Source organism: Bradyrhizobium diazoefficiens (assembly GCF_016616885.1).
Lineage (GTDB): Bacteria > Pseudomonadota > Alphaproteobacteria > Rhizobiales > Xanthobacteraceae > Bradyrhizobium > Bradyrhizobium diazoefficiens_F.
In genome coordinates this window covers 2,861,025-2,879,253 of the sequence record NZ_CP067102.1, presented here as the reverse complement: position 1 = coordinate 2,879,253, position 18,229 = coordinate 2,861,025, and the positions used below count along the sequence as shown (strand labels likewise).

Below are 18,229 nucleotides of genomic sequence, written 5' to 3'. Positions count from 1 at the left end.
GCGCTGGTCTTGCAAGACTTTCCCTCGACACAATTCACCCGGCACAGGCGCAGCCATGGACTTGAATACCATCACGGCGGTCGTCCATCCGCAAACGCGCAGCGACCTGCCCGTTTGGACGCCAGGTGATGCTTGGCTCGCGGGCGGCACGTGGCTGTTCTCGGAGCCCCAAGTCCATCTGACGCGGCTGATCGATCTCACCGATCTGAAATGGCCGGCGTTGACGATCACCGAGCGCCACCTCAGCATCGCCGCCACCTGCACCATCTCGCAACTCGACCCGCTCACCTGCCCCACCGACTGGCTCGCAGCACCGCTGATCAGCCAATGCTGCCGCGCGTTCCTTGCCTCGTTCAAAATCTGGAAGACGGCGACGGTGGGCGGCAATCTCTGCATGTCGCTGCCGGCAGGGCCGATGATCTCGCTCACTGCTGCGCTCGACGGTGTCTGCACCATCTGGAAAGCCGGCGGCGGCGAACAGAGGATTCCCGTCGCCGAGTTCGTCACGGGCAACCAACGCAACCGTCTGTCGCCGGGCGATCTGCTGCGGCAGATCGACATTCCGATTGCCGCACTGAAGCGTCGCTCCGCGTTTCGCCAGATCTCGCTCGCGCCGATCGGCCGCTCCGCGGCCCTTCTGATCGGCAGCGTTGACAGCGCTGGTGCGCTGAAGCTGACCGTGACCGCATCGACCGTGCGTCCCATCGTACTATCGTTTCTAAAGCCGCCCGATGCGAGTGCGCTTCGCACGGCAATAGCCGAGGCAATCACCGACGATCTCTATCATGCCGACATTCATGGCAAGCCGCTCTGGCGCAAGCACATGACGCTGCGGCTCGCAGAGGAGGTCCGCGCCGAGCTCCTGGGTGCAACGCCGCCATGAGCTTCGAGATCAATGGCACGAATTTTCCGCAAGCGCCGCGCGCCGGCCAGTGCCTGCGCACGTTCCTGCGCGAGCTTGGCCATTTCGGGGTGAAAAAAGGCTGTGACGCCGGCGACTGCGGCGCCTGCACCGTGCTGCTCGACGGCGAGCCCGTGCACAGCTGCCTGATCCCTGCGTTTCGCGCCGAGGATCGCGCGATTACGACGATCGAAGGTCTTGGCGGCGAAATTGGCGCGCATCCGATGCAGCAGGCCTTCCTGGACGCGCAGGGATTTCAGTGCGGCTTCTGCACCGCCGGCATGATCGTGACCTGCGCCGCGCTGAACCAGGCGCAGCGCACCGACCTCGGCGCTGCGCTGAAGGGAAACATCTGCCGCTGCACCGGCTATCGCGCGATCGAGGATGCGATCCACGGCAAGACCAATGTCGAGGCAAGCGTCGAGGCCGGCGATGCCTTCGGCCGCAGCCTGGCGGCGCCCGCGGGCCCGGACGTCGTTCGCGGCATGGCGCGCTACACGTTCGACACCGAAATCGAAGGCCTGCTGCACGTCAAGCTGCTGCGCTCGCCGCATGCGCATGCGAGGATTATCGCGATCGACAGATCGGCGGCGATGACTGTGCCCGGCGTGCACGCGGTCCTGACGCATGAGGACGCGCCTTCGGTGCTGTTCTCGACGGCGCGGCACGAGAAAGACTGGATGGACCCCGAGGACACTCGCATCCTCGACGACATCGTCCGCTTCGTCGGCCAGAAGGTCGCTGCCGTCGTCGCCGAGAGTGAAGGCGCTGCCGAGGAGGCCTGCCACCGGCTGAAGGTCGACTACGAGATTTTGCCTGCGCTGATCGATCCCGAACAGGCGATGGCGCCAGGCGCTCCGCTCGTTCATCCCGATCGCACCAGCGCGAACCGCGTTGCCGACGCGCAGCGCAATCTCGTCGCGGAGACGCATGGCGAGTTCGGCGATGTCGCAGCAGCGCTTGCTGCGTCTGCTGTCACTTACGAGGCCACCTTTCACAGTCAACGCGTGCAGCACGCGGCGCTGGAGACCCATGGCGGCCTCGCCTGGCTCGATGATGCCGGTGTGCTCAACGTCCGCACCTCGACGCAGGTGCCGTTCCTGACCCGGCGTGCACTCTCGGACATCTTCCAGCTTCCCTTGGACAAGGTCCGCGTGTTCTGCGAGCGCGTCGGCGGCGGTTTTGGCGGGAAGCAGGAGATGTTCGTTGAGGACATTCTGGCGCTCGCCGCGCTGAAGACCGGTCGGCCGGTCAAGCTCGAGCTCACCCGCGAGGAGCAGTTCACCGCGACCTCGACGCGGCATCCGATGCGAGTCCACATCAAGGCCGGCGCCGATGCCGACGGCAGGCTCACCGCGCTGCAGCTCGACGTGCTTTCCAACACCGGCGCCTACGGCAATCACGGCCCTTCCGTGATGTTCCACGCGGTGTCGGAGTCGATCGCCGTTTACAACTGCCCGAACAAGCGGGTTGACGGCTTCGTCGTCTACACGAATACGGTGCCGGCCGGTGCGTTTCGCGGTTATGGCCTGCCGCAAGCATTGATCGCGGTGGAGGCAGCGATCGACGAGCTGGCGAGGCAGCTCGGCATCAGCCCGTACGACATGCGCCGCCGCAACATTATCAAGCAGGGCGATCCCATGCTGTCGCCGCCACCGTCCGAATATCACGACGTGCTCTACGGCTCCTACGGGCTCGACCAGTGTATCGACCTCGTCGAGCGCGCGATGCAGGTCGATCAGCCACAGCCCGAATTGTCGCCAGAATGGCTGACCGGCGACGGCATCGCGCTGACCATGATCGACACCGTGCCGCCCGCCGGCCATATCGCCGACGCGATGATCGCGCTCAACGACGATGGCGGCTTCGATCTCACCGTCGGCACCGCCGAGTTCGGCAACGGCACCAGCACCGTGCACCGGCAGATCGCCGCGACGGTTCTCGCGACCACCGTCGACAGGATCCGCCTGCGCCAATCCGACACCGCCCATGGCGGCCATGATACCGGCGCCTATGGCAGCACGGGCACGTTCGTTGCCGGCAAGGCGACGCAGGCCGCCGCGATACAGCTTGCGACCGAATTGAAGGCGGCCGCCGCCGGCGCGTGGCTTTGTGATACAGCGAGTTGCACCCTCGAGGGCGAATTCGTCGTCAGCGGCGTGCGGCGCATGTCCTTTGCCGAGCTGGCCAAGCTCGCGCGCGAAGCCGGTCGTCCGCTCGTGGCGCACGGCAGTTCCGAGGGAACGCCGCGCTCGGTCGGCTTCAACGTGCACGGCTTTCGCATCGCCGTGAACACCGGCACCGGCGAGATCAAGATTCTCAGGAGCGTGCAGGCGGCCGATGCCGGCGTCGTCGCCAATCCCATGCAGTGCCGCGGCCAGGTCGAGGGCGGCGTAGCCCAGGCGCTCGGTGCGGCGCTCTACGAGGAGATGGTGATCGATGCCGAGGGCCGCGTCACCAACCCCAAATTCCGTGACTACCATCTGCCGTCCTTCGCGGATGTGCCGCGCACGGAGGTGTTGTTCGCCGAGACGTCCGATACGATCGGACCGCTTGGCGCCAAGTCGATGAGCGAGAGCCCGTACAATCCCGTCGCCGCCGCGCTCGGCAACGCGATTGCGGATGCCACCGGCATCCGCTTCACCGCGCCGCCCTTCAAGCCGGACCGGCTGTTTCCGGCCCTGCACGAGAAATTCGGCGACTCCGGTGGTCAGCTCCCGCGATAGGTCGAGTAGCTCCACGGTGTCACCAGCAGCGGCACGTGGTAGTGCCCCTCAGGCTCGCTGATCGCGAAGCGCAGCGGGATCACGTCGAGGAACGGCGGATCGGCGAGCTGCACGTTACGCTCGGCGTAATATCTGGCGACGTTGAAGCGGAGCTCGTAGCGGCCGATCGGCAGCGGACGGCCGCCGATCAGCGGCTGGTCGGTGCGGCCGTCGGCGTTGGTCACCGCACGCGCGATCACGCGGCTCTCGCCGAGATTCGCGAGCTCGACCAGCTCCACCGCAATTCCGGACGCGGGCTTGCCGGCGTGATTGTCCAGCACATGGGTCGAGAGCCGGCCGTGCACCTTCAACTTGTCGTCGGCGATGACGAGCTGATCGAGCCGCAGCGCCGAGATGCGGCCGATCTCCTCGATCGCGCGGCGCGTCTCGGTCTTGGCAATGTTACGCAGGCGCGTCTCGAAGTCGCGCAGCACGGAATCCTTGGTGTGACGGCGCACGCAGACGATATAGGGGAAGCCGAATTTTTCGCGGTAGGCGCTGTTGACGCGCTCGAACGCCGCATATTCGGCCTCCGACAGCCGGTCGAGGCCGGCGCTGTTCTGCTCGTCGGCGGATTCCGCCGTCAAGCCCGCCACGCGCTGGGTCTTGTTGGCGAGATCGGGATGCGCACGGATCAGCGCCAGCTGCACATCGGGCTCGGCAGCCTGGATCGCCGCGATCAGCGCGGCGTGCAGCTGGTTGACGCCGGCGAACGGCCGCTGCGCGGCGAGCTGCTCGGCGATCCAGGGCGAATATTCGACGACGTTGACGAGCGCGGCGACGAAGTCGGCTTGGTTTGCGGCGTTGAGATCAGTGAGCGAGATCTGCGGCATCGCGCTCTCACCCGATCTCGAATGCATCGGCGGCCAGATGCGCATGCCTGTCGTGCCAATGCTGCGCGATCTGCAGCCGCGTCGGCACCCAGACGCCATCGTGCTTGCCGATATAGTCGAGAAAGCGGATCAGGCCCGCGGCACGACCCGGCCGGCCGGCGAGGCGGCAGTGCAGCCCCACCGACATCATCTTCGGTGCTGTCTCACCTTCGGCATAGAGCACGTCGAAGGCATCTTTCAGATAGGTGTAGAACTGCTCGCCCTCGGCAAAGCCCTGCGGGTTGATGAAGCGCATGTCGTTGGCATCGAGCGTATAGGGAATGATGAGCTGCTTGCCGCCCACGCCCTTGACCCAATAGGGCAGATCGTCGGCATAGGAATCGCAGAGATAGAGGAAGCCGCCCTCCTCCATCAGCAGACGGTTGGTGTTGATCGAGGAGCGCCCGGTGTACCAGCCGAGCGGCCGCGAACCGGTCGCCTCGGTGTGGACGCGGATCGACTCGGCAATCTCGGCGCGCTCCTGCGCTTCCGTCATGTCCTTGTGCTCGATCCATTTCAGGCTGTGGCTCGCGATGTCCCAGCCGGACTCCTTCATCGCGGCGACGATTTCCGGATTGCGCTTCAGCGCCGTGGCGACACCGAACACGGTGGTCGGCCACTTCCGCTCATTGAACATCCGCCACAGCCGCCAGAACCCGGCGCGCGAGCCATATTCGAACATGGATTCGATGTTGGCGTGACGCTGGCCGGGCCAGGGCTGCGCGCCCAGCACGTCGGACAGGAAGGCTTCCGACGCGCGGTCACCGTGCAGGATGTTGTTCTCGCCGCCTTCCTCGAAATTGATGACGAACTGCACCGCGACCCGCGCGTTGCCGGGCCATTGCGGATGCGGCGGATTGCGGCCGTAACCGCGGAGATCGCGGGGGTAGCGGGCGTCAGTCACTCAGACTTCCTCGAAGCGGATCGGCAGCGCGCCCTTCCACAGCACGCTCTTGCCCAGCGTCGCGAGATTCTCGAGGCCCGAGGTCACCGTGATGAAGTGATTGCCGGCGAGCTGGCCCATCTTGCTGGCGAAATGCACGCCGCCATAGGCCATCAGGATCTCGGTCTCGCTGATGCCGCCGGGATAGAGGATGATCTGGCCGGGCGCGGGATAGCTGGTGTGGTTCTCGTAGCCGACGCCGAAGTCGAGATCGCCGAGCGGCATCCAGACGCCCTCGCCGCTCCAGCGCACATGAATGATGTGGCTCTCGAACGGCAGCGCCTTGCGGAACGCCGCGACGGTCTTGGGCGCCGCCTGCTCCTCGAAGCGGGCATCGAAGGTGAAATCGCCGGCGCGGATAACGAGTTTGCTCATCTCATCTCTCTGGATCGGGGGCCGCGGCCCCACGGGGAATTTGCAAGCAAAGAGCATTCCAGCGGGCTTCGCGCAAGTGGCGCCGGGCCCCTCACCTGCGGTCGTAAGACCAGCCGAACAGGCCGCTCCGCCGCACTTCCGGCTCGGACTCTGCGGCCGGTGCCGGTACCTCCTTCAGTTCCGCCTGCGGCGGGGGCGGAGGCGGCGCCGGCAGGCTCTCGCACTTCATGGAATAGACCAGCTTGCCATCCGAGGTGCGCCCGATCGGCGCGCAGGAGTCGGGATGCGCCGCGGAGGTTTTGGCAGCAGGCTTCACCTGCGCCACGGCCGGCGAGGCGATCAAAAGCAGGACCAGCAGATATTTCGACATCGTTGTCGCGCCTGAAACCTTGATTGGCCCCATTCAACCGGATTGCCGGGGGCAAGTCCACCGGGCCCGGCTGGGCGGTTGCCGAATATTTAGCCGGGACCAAAAAATTTGCTCGCCCCATCGTGAAGCTGGCGACGATGATATTCGGCCGGACGTGTTGCCATATCAGCGGCGACGACAATGAAACCTCTCGAACCGGGACGTCGTCACGGGAGAAACAACCATGCAAAAGACTCTTGCCAATCTCGGCGCCACGCTGATCACCGCCGTCACCATCCAGACCGCCGCGGCGAGCGACCGTCACCACGTTCGCAAGGCGCAGCCTGTCCCCACCACCCAGTCCGTGCGCGACTCCAACGCGGCCATGTGGCCATCGCAGCCAACCGCACCCGACTGGTCGCGCTACGCCAACGGCGCAATGTCGGCGCCGGCCGGACGGTGATGCAGGACGCCTAGCGCGGTAGAACGCAACTGCTTCCACGTCGTCATTGCGAGGAGCCCTTGCGACGAAGCAATCAAGACTGCCCGCGCGGATTGCTTCGCTGCGTTCGCAATGACGGAGTGTGAGGCAACGGCTTCGCTCTTCCGGTTCGCGTTTTTGAGTCATAGACACGCCTTCGCGTTCTCGCGGCTTGTCTCGCCCGAGCTTTGCTTGATCACTCCACCCTCTTGACCAAGAGGGCGCAGGGAAGGCCGGGTGCTGACCTCGCACCCGCGGTCCGCTGCGCGAAAAGCACACGCAGGAAGAACCGCACAGCAGCATACAGGTGGTGCCAATCACTCGGCCTTCCCTGCGCGATGGGTTGACGGCTTATGCCGTGCTCTCCCGGGAGCCGAGTTCCTTCTGGCCTCCCTCGCCCCGCGAATTGACGATGTGGTTGACCCGGTTGGGCGCTCCACATCTCCGCGACAGGCTTGACCGTAGCAACGACGGCCAGGACCACACGGTTTTGCCGTACGCGCGTTCGTCTGTTGCCACAGGGTTCGATGGCATCGTGCACGTAGCCATCGAAATGTTGGCGAGACGAACTGAACAGCGCCGCTCATCCGCACGCGGTTGCGGGCTCACAGGGACTACCCGCCCTGCCCGCACCTTTTCGTGCCGACGCTGCCGCGTCCACCGCAAGCCCGGCTCGCAATTCGTGACGACGTACGATCGCCCCTCAAGGATGAGCCGGGATGGGCGACACATACGACATTTCCGAATTTCGGTAAAGCGGAATATTTTTACCTGGAGGCATTGACAGGCCGGCAGCTGTTTTGCCCGTCGTGCACCCTCAATACGGATTGTAGTAACGCGGTCCGCCGTAATAGCCGTAGCCGGGACCGTAATAGCGCGGGCCGCCATAGTAATAATTATCGTAGTACTCCTGGCGCCGGCTCTCGGCGATCGCGCCGCCGATCAGACCGGCCGCGATGCCCATGAAGGCAAGGCCCGCAGCGTTCGGTCCGCGCCGGTAGTAGTGACGACGCCGTGCGGCGCTAAAATCGGTCGCGCTGGACGAGCCTTGCCCTGCCACTGCAGCCAGTGCCTTGGCCGCGGTCGGAGACGCGGCAGCCGCAGGCGACAGGGACGCCGCGACCAGGGCGAAACTGGCGAACGCGGCCAGCGCAGTGTTGCGGCCAATTCTCGAATTCACGGACCTGTCACTCATCTTAGCGCCCTCTGTTCTCGCCAAATAAAAGATATGGAAACAACACTTAACGCGCAAAGCACTGAAATGGTTTCGTGATCGCGGCAATCTGCCACGCTTTGAACGATTGTAAACCGAACCGCCAGATCCAGCTTGATCCATCCAACCTGAGCGGATAATGAACGGCCGCGCCACTTTTCCGGCCGCCGTAAGCGTTCACGTGAACCAACGCATCAACCGACGTCGTCGGGATCGATGCCAATTTTGGGGTTCAACGTGACTGCTTCTACACTTCCCACCTCGTCCGTCGCGCTGGTGCGACACCCTCCGCTGCTGCTCTACATCGCCTCGCGCACCCTGTCGGAATTCTCCTATCAGGTCGCCACAGTCGCTGTCGGCTGGCAGATCTATGCGCTGACCGGCAGCGCCTTCTATCTCGGCCTCGCCGGTCTCGTGCAGTTCATTCCGAGCGCGCTGCTCGTGCTCGTCGCCGGCCACGCCGCCGACCGCTACGACCGCCGCCGCATCGTCCAGCTCTGCGAGCTGACGCAGGGGCTCGCCGCTGGCTACCTTGCCATGCGGCTGCTGATGGGGACGCTGACCGCGCCCGAGATCTTCATCATTCTCGGCGTGTTCGGGCTTTGCGGCGCCTTCGAAAGCCCCGCTTCGTCCGCGCTGCTGCCAGCCGTCGCGCCGGATGGCATGCTGCAACGGGCGACTGCGCTTGCGACCGGCACCTGGCAGGTCGCGACCATCGGCGGCCCGGCCGTCGGCGGGCTCGCTTATGCCCTCTCGCCAAGCGCGCCGTTCGCGTTGATGGCAGTGCTGTCGCTGATCGCGTGCGGCCTCAGCGGCCTGATCCGGGTCGAACGGGCCGCTCCTTCCGAGCATGAAAGCGTCGACGGGCTGTTTGCCGGCCTGCACTTCGTCCGCAGCAATCCTGCGATCCTCGGCACGATCTCGCTCGACCTGTTCGCGGTCCTGCTCGGCGGCTCCACCGCGCTGCTGCCGATCTATGCCAAGGACATTTTGCAGGCCGGGCCCTGGGCGCTTGGTGTGATGCGCGCGGCGCCTGCGGTTGGTGCGCTCTGCATGACCGCGATCATCGCACGGCATCCGATCGCGCGACGCGCAGGCTTGCGGATGTTCCAGGCGGTGATCGCCTTCGGGCTCGCGACCATCGCGTTTGCGCTGTCACGCAACATCTGGCTCTCGGTGATCGCGCTCGCCGCGATGGGCGCCGCCGACACCATCAGCGTCGTCGTCCGCGTCGCGCTGGTGCAGCTTTCAACACCGGATGCGATGCGCGGCCGCGTCGGCGCCGTGAACTTCCTGTTCATCAACGCCTCCAACCAGCTCGGCGAGTTCGAGAGCGGTATGGCGGCGGCCCTGCTCGGCGCGATGCCGGCCGCCGCGCTCGGCGGTCTCGGCACCATCGCGATCGCACTGCTCTGGATGAAGCTGTTTCCGGTGCTGCGCGAGGTCGATCAACTCGAATGAACCTGCGCCCCCTAGTGGGCGCGATAGCTCCAGTGCCAGCGTCAACTGGCCCGGGCGCCTACGACAACGCGCCAAGCACGCCGCGCGTCGCCTTGTCGATCTCCTCGACATAGCGGCGGCGGGCAAAGGTCTCGGTGAGGAAGCCGACCACCTTGCGGCTGTCGGTGGAATCCACCACCGCCAGCATCTCGGCCTCGGCCTCGTCGAACACCGCCATCGCGCTCTTCACGTTCATTTCCGGAATCAGCACGATCTCGGTCAGGCGCGCGAGCTCGACGACCTGGATCTCGTCGGCGATGGCGTCGAGGTCGCTGGAGAACAGATCGGGCAGCAGGACGAGGCCGACATATTCGTCAGCATTGTTGACAATGACGATCCCGGGCCGCGACCCGAGCGCAAATTCACTCCGTGTCGCGGCGATGGTGGTGGTCGACGGCACCTTGCCGACGTCGGAGCGCATCAGGCGCTCGACGGTGAGGTTGCGCAGCCAGCCGACGTCGTTGGCGCTGCGGATGGTCTCGCCGCGCAGATGCAGGCGCCAGGTCGAGAAGGAGTGGCCGAACATGAAGCGGACGCAGATCGAGGTGACGATGCAGCCGGCCAGCACCACGGCGGTGACGTCGACGTTGCGGGTCATCTCGAGCACGAGGAACGACATGGTCAGGGGACCGCCGACGATGGCGACGCCGAGCGTCGCCATGCCGGTCAGCATCGCCACCAGCGGATCGATCACGAAGGTCGGGCTGATCAAGAGCAGCACCGCAGAGAAGAACTTTCCGATCAGGCTGCCGACGAACAGCGAGGCGAAAAACAGTCCGCCGCGGAAACCGGAGGCCAGCGAGATCAGGCAGGCCGTCACCTTCAGCGCGATGATGATCGCGATCAGGCCGATCGTCATGTCGTGGAAGAGATCGAGCACCATGGCGCCGTGGCCGGCCGCGAGCACCTGCGGCGTCACGATGGCGAAGCCGCCGACGATGAGGCCGCCGATCACCGGCCGCAGCCAGACCGGCAACCATTTGAACAGCCGCTCGAACATCGAGGACGAGCGCATCACGGCGATGCCGACGCCACTGGTGACGAGCGCGAGCACGATCAGCGCCAGATATTGCTCGACACCGACGGCGCTGACCTTGGGGATTTCGATCGAGTAAGGCGCGCCGCCGAGCCATTGTGCGGTCAAGGCGCCGGCGAGCGAGGCCGCCAGGATCGGCGCGGCGCTGCCGACCGAATAGACGCCGACAATCAGCTCGCAGGCATAGAACGCCCCGGTGATCGGTGCGCCGAAGGCCGCCGCGATCGCCGCCGCCGCGCCGCAGCCGACGATGAGGCGGAGGTCGTTGCGGCGGAGATTGAAGAACTTGCCGAGCAGCGAGGCAATGCCCGAACCGATCTGGGTATAGCCGGCCTCGAGGCCGACGGAGGCGCCGCATCCGTTCGAGATCAGGGTCTGGCTCGACACCACCACGCTGTCGCGCATCGACAGATTGCCGCCGCGCAGCGCATTGGCCTCGATCGGGTCGACCGCGCTGGAAATCTTCAGCCGTCGGCGCCACCATTCCATGACGCCGAGCACCAGGCCGCCAAGCGCGGGGGCGATCAACGCCGCCCATGGATTGATATAGGTGTGGGCGGAGAGGCGCACGTCGATCGGAATGCCGTAGATCACGACATGGGCGATCTGCGCGATCTCGGCCATCAGCGTGACGATCGCGCCGGCCAGCGTGCCGATCACGAGCGCCAGCGGGATCAGGTAGAACTCGTTGCTGCGCAACAGGGCGCGCAGCCGGACCATGGTGCGGTTGGTTGCCTTGCCGTTGACGAAATATCTGATCCGCGCGAACACCTGCTGCCAGCCCTACCCTTCCGACAGGCCGTAGCCGGCCATGCGCTGGCGGACCCGTTCAATTTCGGCGCTGGAGAGCAGCGGTGGTTTGCCGATCTGGAGACAGCCATGATATTGCCGCGCCAGCGTCTCGACCTCGACGGCGAGCCACATCGCCTTGTCGAGCGTGTTGCCGACCGCGATCATGCCGTGATGGTCGAGCAGGCAGGCAAGCCGGTCGACCAGCGCGCGCACCGCGTGCTCGGACAGTTCTGCCGTGCCGAAGGTGGCATAGGGCGCGCAGCGGATGCTGTCGCCGCCGGCAGCCGCGATCATGTAGTGCACGGGCGGGATGTCCATGCCCATGATCGCCAGGATGGTGCAATAGGTCGGATGGGCGTGCACGACGGCGTTGACGTCGGCGCGCGCCTTCAGGATGTCGAGGTGGAAGCGCCACTCGCTGGACGGCTTCTGTTCGGGGGCATGCGAGCCGTCCATTGCCATGAACACGATCTGGTCCGGCGTCATGGCGTCGTAGGGCACGCTGGTGGGCGTGAGCAGGAGCCCATTGCCGAAACGCACGCTGATATTGCCCGATGTGCCCTGGTTGATGCCGAGCGCGTTCATGCGGCGGCAGGCGTCGATGATGGCCTGTCTCGTGGCGAGTTCGTCCGCTGTCATCGACACCTCGATTTCATTTCGGCCTTCTTGGCGATGGGCGTTTGTTAGACCGGAAGTACGTCAAAGCAATATGGCAGCGCAAGCGAAAGCGGCCCTGTTCGGGCGCCATCTTGCCGACGGGTCCGCTACGCCACGAATTACATCGTAAAATCAAGAGATTAACAGATTGTCGCGACCCCAAGAAAACCTCAAGACAGGCTCGCCCGGACGGCCGCAATGCCGTTGATCACAAACTGCACCGAATAGGCCGCGAGCAGCATGCCGAGGACGCGCGACAGCACGGCATTTCCGGTTCGCCCGAGCGTCCGCGCGATCAGGCCGGCTGAGACGAAGCAGAGCGAGCGTTGGTCGGATGGCCAGCCATAGCGGCTCGCGAAGGCCTTCGCGAGGAACATTTGCAGACGCCGGCTCTTGATCGCGTGAGGATTGAGGAAGGACGTGCCTTCCCGTGTCACCTCAAGAGGAGGATTTATGGCCAAGAAAGCAAAGAAACGTGCACCTAAGAAAAAGACCGCATCGCGCCGCCCGCGTCAGGCGCCTAAGCTGCTGAGCGATCTGTTTCTGGAAACGCTGAAAGACATCTATTTCGCGGAGAACAAGATCATCAAGACGCTGCCGAAAATGGCCAAGGCTGCCCACTCGAAGGACCTTGCGGCCGCCTTCAACAAGCATCTGCGGGAGACGCAGGGCCAGGTCAAACGTCTGGACCAGGTCTTCAAGATGCTGGGCAAGCCCGCGCGCGGCAAGCCGTGTGAGGCGATCAACGGCATCACCGACGAGGGCGCCGGGATCATGAAGGACTTCAAGAACGCCCCTGCCCTCGACGCCGGCCTGCTCGCCGCGGCGCAAGCGGTCGAGCATTACGAGATCTCCCGCTACGGCACGCTGCGCACCTGGGCCGAGGAGCTCGGCATGCCTGACGCCGCAAGGCTGCTTCAGGAGACGCTGGACGAGGAAGAGGCGACCGACCATGCGCTGACCGAGCTCGCCACCTCGGTCATCAATCTCGAAGCGGAACAGGAGTACCGCGCCGCCGCCTGACCATAGAGTCCCGCCCAATTGTTGCCTCCGGCGCCGCGGAATGTCTCCGCGGCGTCGATGCGTCTGAGCGCAAGGGCCTCGTCTGCTTCGAGGGCCAGGCATGCTCTGAACGCGCGATGCTGGAATTTGCGGGAACCATCACCATATCCCCGTTTTCCAACCGCAGCGCCTTCCCCCGAGTTTTGCCATGCAACCCAAAAATCCCTTCGACTGGATGCTGTCCGAAGCCCTGGACTCGCTCAACCGCGCCGAACGGATGCGGCAGCAGTTCGGCCGTCAGGAGGCCTGCTGGGAGCCGCCGATCGACGTGCTCGAAACCGAGCATGAGCTCCTGATCCTGGTGGCACTTCCCGGCGTCAATCCGGACAATGTCGAGACGGTGATCCAGGACGGCGCGCTCATTATCTCTGGCCAGCGCACGCTCCCGCCGGAGCTTCGCAACGCCCGCATCCACCGGCTCGAGCTGCCGCAGGGGCGTTTTGAGCGCCGCATTGCATTGCCGCTTGGCCGCTACGCCATCAGCCGCTTCGTGATGGACGGCTGCGTCGCACTGCGCCTCGCCAAATCCTGAGGTCGATCATGGCCACCGAACAGATGAATACCGCACAGACCAATACTGACGTGAATATCCCCGAAGACGCACTGATCATCATCCCCGTGCGCGAGATGGTGCTGTTCCCCGGCGCCATCGCGCCGATCGCGATCGCCCGGCCGAAGTCCGTCGCCGCCGCCCAGCAGGCGCTGCGCGAGCAGCGGCCGATCGGCATCGTCCTGCAGCGCAGCCCCGAGACCGAGGAGCCCGGCCCGGACGATCTCTATCGCGTCGCGACCATCGCCAACATCGTGCGCTACATCACCGCGCCCGACGGCACTCATCACATCGTCTGCCAGGGCGTGCAGCGCGCGCGCATCCTCGACTTCCTGCCGGGGGCGCCGTTCCCGGCTGCGCGCATCCAGCAGATTCCGGAGCCGACCACGTCCTCGCCCGAGATCGAGGCGCGGGCGCTGAACCTGCAACGCCAGGCCATCGAGGCGGTCGAACTGCTGCCGCAGGCGCCGCCCGAGCTGGTCGCGATGTTCCAGAGCACCACCGCGCCCGGCGCGCTGGCGGATCTGGCGACCTCGTTCATGGACATCAAGCCGCAGGACAAGCAGGAGGTCCTGGAGACCATCGACCTCGCTCTGCGCGTCGAGAAGGTGTCGAAGCACCTGGCCGAGCGGCTGGAGGTGCTGCGCATCAGCAATGAGATCGGCCTGAAGACTCGCGCCAGCTTCGACGAGCGGCAGCGCGAGGCGATCCTGCGCGAGCAGATGGCAACCATTCAGCGCCAGCTGGGCGAAGGCGACGGCAAGGCCGCCGAAGTCGCCGAGCTGACGGCTGCGATCGCCAAGGCCAACATGCCGCCCGAAGCGGATGCGCACGCCAAGAAGGAGCTGCGCCGTTACGAGCGCATGCCCGAGGCCGCCGGTGAGGCCGGCATGGTCCGCACATACCTCGATTGGCTGATCGAGCTGCCGTGGGCGCTGCCCGCGGAGAAGCCGATCGACATCAAGGAAGCGCGCCGCATCCTGGATGCGGATCACTTTGGCCTGGAGAAGATCAAGAGCCGGATCATCGAATATCTGGCGGTGCGCAAGCTGGCGCCGCAAGGCAAGGCCCCGATCCTGTGCTTCGTCGGCCCGCCCGGCGTCGGCAAGACCTCGCTCGGCCAGTCGATCGCGCGTGCGATGGATCGCCCCTTCGTGCGCGTCAGCCTGGGCGGCGTGCATGACGAGGCCGAGATCCGCGGTCACCGGCGCACCTATATCGGCGCGCTGCCCGGCAACATCATCCAGGGCATCAAGAAGGCGGGCGCACGCAACTGCGTCATGATGCTGGACGAGATCGACAAGATGGGCCGTGGCGTGCAGGGCGATCCTTCTGCCGCCATGCTGGAGGTGCTCGACCCCGAGCAGAACGGGACGTTCCGGGACAATTACCTGGCCGTGCCCTTCGACCTGTCGCGCGTGGTGTTCATCGCGACTGCTAACATGCTGGACCAGATTCCCGGTCCGCTGCTGGATCGCATGGAGCTGATCAGCCTCGCCGGCTACACCGAGGAGGAGAAGCTGGAGATCGCCAAGCGCTATCTGGTGCGGCGGCAGCTGGAGGCCAACGGCTTGACCGCCGAGCAGGCGGAGATCGAGCCGGAGGCGCTGAGGCTGATCGTCAAGGGTTACACCCGCGAGGCCGGCGTGCGTAACCTCGAGCGCGAGATCGGCAAGGTGTTCCGCCATGGCGCGGTGCAGGTCGCCGAAGGCACGGCGGCCAAGGTCGTGGTGACGGCGAAGGACATCGCCGATGTGCTGGGACAGCCGCGCTTCGAAGGCGAGATCGCGCAGCGCACCAGCGTTCCCGGCGTAGCCACCGGCCTTGCCTGGACGCCGGTCGGCGGCGACATCCTGTTCATCGAGGCCTCGCGCGTGCCCGGCCGTGGCGGCATGATCCTGACTGGCCAGCTCGGCGAGGTCATGCGCGAGAGCGTGCAGGCTGCGCTGACGCTGGTGAAGAGCAGAGCCACCCAGCTCGGCATCGATCCCCAGGTGTTCGAGAAGAGCGACATCCATGTTCACGTTCCCGCGGGTGCGACCCCGAAGGACGGACCGAGCGCGGGCGTGGCGATGTTCACGGCGCTGACGTCACTGCTTACCAATCGCACGGTGCGGAGCGACACCGCGATGACCGGCGAGATCTCGCTGCGTGGGCTGGTGCTCCCGGTTGGCGGCATCAAGGAGAAGGTGGTGGCTGCGGCCGCCGCCGGACTGAAGCGGGTGATGCTGCCGGCGCGCAACAAGCGGGACTATGACGACATCCCGAAGAGCGCGCGGGACAACCTCGAATTCATCTGGCTGGAGCGCGTCGACGAGGCCATCGCCGCGGCGCTCGAGCCGGCGGAAGCCAAGGTCGAAGCGGCGGAGTGAATGCGATGAAAAAGTTGCTCGAAGAAGCGAAGCGATCGCGGACAACGCAGCGGCTACGCCAGCTGCTCGATCGTGCCATCGATCGGGTGCGCGACGCACTCGCAGGACCGGAGCCACGGCTTCAGCCGATCCCGGTCCGGGTGAAGCGCCGCAAGGGCTGAACCCCTCCGTCTCAGCCCTCGCGGTCACATACTCAGTACAAAAGGCCCCCTCTCATCGAGGGGGCCTTGCGTTATCAGGCCACTGCGTCCTTGGCGGCCTTGACCGGGCGGGCGCGGACGATCTTCCGAGCCGGCTTGGCCTTGAACATCATCTCTTCGCCCGTGAACGGGTTGGTGCCCTTGCGCGCCTTGGTCGCGGGCTTCTTTATGACGACGAACTTGGCGAAGCCCGGCACCAGGAACAGGCCGTTCTTCTTGAGCTCCTTGTGGCCGACGTCGGTCAGCGTCTCCATGACGCTCTTGACGTCGCGCTTGGAAAGCTCGGTGGCGGTCGCAATCTTTTCGATCAACTGCGATTTGGACATTTGGGCTGGCATCGTGTCTCCTCTGATTCGTTGCCGGTTGCATATTAGACCAACCGGCGAAGGCCTATAGCCTTCTGCACAGTTTTGTCGCGGTTTTACGGGCTTTTTTGGCCCCCTGAGGCAAAAAACCCCTGCATTTTAGCTACTTCCTGAGCGGAAGGTGCCTCGAGCAGCGGTTTTTGCCTTGTTTCAAAGGCCCGCAAGCAGCCTTGCTAAAGCTGATTCGATGCTTTCGACAAGCGACGACCGGCCTCTTTGCCGGAGGCGGAGCGCGATTCACCCTGAAAATAAGCTAGATCGACGCACTGTGGCCGCGCAATCTTGCGTCACCTCGCCGCGGTTGCGGGGAGAGAGACCTACGCTCCCGCCGCGTTGTTCGCGATGACGTTGCGATAGAAGCTCGCGCTGAGTTTCGGCGTCCGCACCTGGGTCTCGAAATTGACGTGATAGAGCCCAAAACGCTTATTGAGCCCGAACACCCATTCAAAATTGTCCATCAGGCTCCAGAGGAAGTAGCCGCGCACCGGTACGCCTTCCGTGGTTGCGCGCTGGAGTTGGGCGAGATAATTGCGCAGATACATGATGCGGTCGGTGTCGTAGATCTTGCCGTCCTGCATCACCTGGTCGTCGCCGGACGTGCCGTTCTCGCTGATATAGATCGCATCCGTCTTCCAGATATTTGCAGCCAGCTTCGGCACCCAGTAGATCGTCTCGGGGCCGACGCGCAGCCAATCCGAATTCATGTGTGGAAAGGCTTTCGGGATCGGCAGCGGCATGAAGCCCGCCCCCTGGTCGGAGGCGACGATGTAGTGCTGCGGCGCGTAGATGTTGAGGCCGAGGAAGTCGACCGGCGAGGAGATGATCTTCAGCTCGGCGTCGGTGTATTTCGGCGCGTCGGCGCCGGCGTAATTCAGGAACGCGTCGGTGTAGCGCCCCGTCATGATGACGTTGAGATAACCGGCATTCAGCTCGCGCAACGCAATCTCGGCGGCGCGGACGTTCTCGGCCGTATCGATCGCGGGAATGCAGGCATCGACGTTCTCGGCCGGCCCGACGCGCGTGCCGCGGCGGCCATGGGCGCGCACTGCCTGCACCGCGAGCCCGTGCGCGAGCGCGCTGTTGTGCCGGATCTGGTTCAGCTCAGCCTGCGGCAAGGTCAGGCCCGGCGCGTCGATGCCGATGCCGTAACCGAAATAGACGAAGCGGCCGCTCTCGTTCAGCGTGAACACGTTCTTGACGCGGTCGGTCAGGTGCTCGGCGACATAGGCCGCGTAGTCGCCGAAGATCTTGCAGGTCTCAGTCGAGCGCCAGCCGCCAAAACGGTCCTGCAGCGATTGCGGCAAGTCCCAGTGATAGAGCGTCAGCCACGGCTCGATGCCGTTCCTGAGGAGCTCATCGACCAGGCGATTGTAGAAGTCGAGCCCTTTCGGGTTCGGCTTGCCGTCTCCATCTGGAAACACCCGCGGCCAGGCCACCGAGAAGCGATAGGCCTTGCAGCCGAGCTCCCTGATGAGCGCGATATCGTCCTTATAGCGGTGAAAATGCTCGTTGGCGCGGTCGCCGGTCGTACCGTCCTCGATCTTGCCGGGGATGCGGACGAACTCGTCCCAGATCGAGGCCCCTCGCCCATCCTCCTCGACCGCGCCCTCGACCTGATAGGACGAGGTCGCCGTGCCCCAGAGAAAATTTTGCGGAAAGCCGCCGGCGCTGCGCGGCGCCGCCGCCGACATCGCGTCGGCGAGCTCCAGGGGGGCCGCCATTCCGGCTGCGGACACCCCCGCGATTTTCGCGAACTGGCGACGCGAGACCCTGTCCGACATTGATGCTGCCCCAAG

The 18,229-nt window shown here is 65.0% G+C and carries 17 protein-coding genes and 1 pseudogene; 8 read left to right on the top strand and 10 right to left on the bottom strand.

Features of this window, described 5'->3' with window-relative positions:
• Positions 1-55 precede the first annotated feature (55 nt).
• Both JJC00_RS13095 and JJC00_RS13090 read left to right on the top strand, forming a co-directional pair.
• A complete protein-coding gene (locus JJC00_RS13095; protein ID WP_200472946.1) occupies positions 56-883 on the top strand; it encodes an FAD binding domain-containing protein in 828 nt (275 codons plus the stop codon).
• Positions 880-3,627, top strand: a complete 2,748-nt coding sequence (locus JJC00_RS13090) for a molybdopterin-dependent oxidoreductase (RefSeq protein WP_200472945.1) — start codon at positions 880-882, stop codon at positions 3,625-3,627. Before JJC00_RS13095 ends, JJC00_RS13090 begins: the two co-directional genes overlap by 4 nt.
• Here JJC00_RS13090 and uraD read toward each other — a convergent pair.
• The 4 genes from uraD to JJC00_RS13070 form a co-directional block, all read right to left on the bottom strand.
• Positions 3,612-4,499, bottom strand: a complete 888-nt coding sequence (gene uraD / locus JJC00_RS13085; RefSeq protein WP_200472944.1) for a 2-oxo-4-hydroxy-4-carboxy-5-ureidoimidazoline decarboxylase — start codon at positions 4,497-4,499, stop codon at positions 3,612-3,614. The two genes, JJC00_RS13090 and uraD, sit on opposite strands and share 16 nt — an antisense overlap.
• Positions 4,500-4,506: 7 nt before the next feature.
• Positions 4,507-5,442 carry an allantoinase PuuE gene (gene puuE, locus JJC00_RS13080; RefSeq protein ID WP_200472943.1) on the bottom strand — a complete coding sequence of 312 codons (936 nt, stop codon included), beginning with the start codon at positions 5,440-5,442 and terminating at the stop codon, positions 4,507-4,509.
• Positions 5,443-5,856 carry a DUF3830 family protein gene (locus JJC00_RS13075; protein ID WP_027531871.1) on the bottom strand — a complete coding sequence of 138 codons (414 nt, stop codon included), beginning with the start codon at positions 5,854-5,856 and terminating at the stop codon, positions 5,443-5,445.
• Between the two features lie 91 nt (positions 5,857-5,947).
• The gene (locus tag JJC00_RS13070) at positions 5,948-6,226 is read right to left on the bottom strand and encodes a hypothetical protein (protein WP_200472942.1); all 279 of its coding nucleotides are present in this window, start codon (positions 6,224-6,226) and stop codon (positions 5,948-5,950) included.
• Positions 6,227-6,449: 223 nt separating this feature from the next.
• Here JJC00_RS13070 and JJC00_RS13065 point away from each other — a divergent pair, with 223 nt between their 5' ends.
• Complete coding sequence (locus tag JJC00_RS13065; protein WP_200472941.1) at positions 6,450-6,668, top strand: hypothetical protein; 219 nt, start codon at positions 6,450-6,452, stop codon at positions 6,666-6,668.
• 835 nt (positions 6,669-7,503) lie between these two features.
• Here JJC00_RS13065 and JJC00_RS13060 read toward each other — a convergent pair.
• Positions 7,504-7,881 (bottom strand): hypothetical protein, encoded by a 378-nt coding sequence (locus JJC00_RS13060; protein WP_200472940.1) that lies wholly within the window; start codon positions 7,879-7,881, stop codon positions 7,504-7,506.
• 234 nt (positions 7,882-8,115) lie between these two features.
• On the opposite strand from JJC00_RS13060, the gene JJC00_RS13055 reads away from it, so the two are divergent.
• A complete protein-coding gene (locus tag JJC00_RS13055; protein WP_200472939.1) occupies positions 8,116-9,360 on the top strand; it encodes an MFS transporter in 1,245 nt (414 codons plus the stop codon).
• Positions 9,361-9,418: 58 nt separating this feature from the next.
• Here JJC00_RS13055 and JJC00_RS13050 read toward each other — a convergent pair whose 3' ends face one another.
• From JJC00_RS13050 to JJC00_RS13040, 3 genes and pseudogenes are all read right to left on the bottom strand, one after another.
• Entirely contained in the window at positions 9,419-11,206 is a 1,788-nt protein-coding gene (locus JJC00_RS13050; protein ID WP_200472938.1) for a chloride channel protein, read from the bottom strand.
• A gap of 12 nt (positions 11,207-11,218) precedes the next feature.
• A complete protein-coding gene (locus JJC00_RS13045) occupies positions 11,219-11,866 on the bottom strand; it encodes an L-fuculose-phosphate aldolase (protein ID WP_200472937.1) in 648 nt (215 codons plus the stop codon).
• A gap of 188 nt (positions 11,867-12,054) precedes the next feature.
• A pseudogene (locus tag JJC00_RS13040) lies at positions 12,055-12,204 on the bottom strand (MarC family protein); the annotation flags it as partial.
• 133 nt (positions 12,205-12,337) lie between these two features.
• Between JJC00_RS13040 and JJC00_RS13035 the strand changes: the two are divergent.
• The 4 genes from JJC00_RS13035 to JJC00_RS13020 all read left to right on the top strand — a co-directional run bounded on the left by JJC00_RS13035 (position 12,338) and on the right by JJC00_RS13020 (position 16,029).
• Complete coding sequence (locus JJC00_RS13035; RefSeq protein WP_200472936.1) at positions 12,338-12,907, top strand: ferritin-like domain-containing protein; 570 nt, start codon at positions 12,338-12,340, stop codon at positions 12,905-12,907.
• Between the two features lie 187 nt (positions 12,908-13,094).
• Positions 13,095-13,478, top strand: a complete 384-nt coding sequence (locus JJC00_RS13030; RefSeq protein ID WP_200472935.1) for an Hsp20/alpha crystallin family protein — start codon at positions 13,095-13,097, stop codon at positions 13,476-13,478.
• An 8-nt stretch (positions 13,479-13,486) separates the two neighbouring features.
• Positions 13,487-15,868 carry an endopeptidase La gene (gene lon, locus JJC00_RS13025; protein WP_200472934.1) on the top strand — a complete coding sequence of 794 codons (2,382 nt, stop codon included), beginning with the start codon at positions 13,487-13,489 and terminating at the stop codon, positions 15,866-15,868.
• Positions 15,869-15,873: 5 nt separating this feature from the next.
• The gene (locus JJC00_RS13020) at positions 15,874-16,029 is read left to right on the top strand and encodes a hypothetical protein (protein ID WP_200472933.1); all 156 of its coding nucleotides are present in this window, start codon (positions 15,874-15,876) and stop codon (positions 16,027-16,029) included.
• Between the two features lie 74 nt (positions 16,030-16,103).
• Here the strand turns inward: JJC00_RS13020 and JJC00_RS13015 are convergent, their stop codons facing one another.
• Together JJC00_RS13015 and JJC00_RS13010 are read right to left on the bottom strand one after the other, a co-directional pair.
• Positions 16,104-16,406, bottom strand: a complete 303-nt coding sequence (locus tag JJC00_RS13015) for an HU family DNA-binding protein (RefSeq protein ID WP_008139488.1) — start codon at positions 16,404-16,406, stop codon at positions 16,104-16,106.
• Positions 16,407-16,750: 344 nt separating this feature from the next.
• Entirely contained in the window at positions 16,751-18,214 is a 1,464-nt protein-coding gene (locus JJC00_RS13010; RefSeq protein ID WP_200472932.1) for a GH1 family beta-glucosidase, read from the bottom strand.
• Positions 18,215-18,229 lie beyond the last annotated feature (15 nt).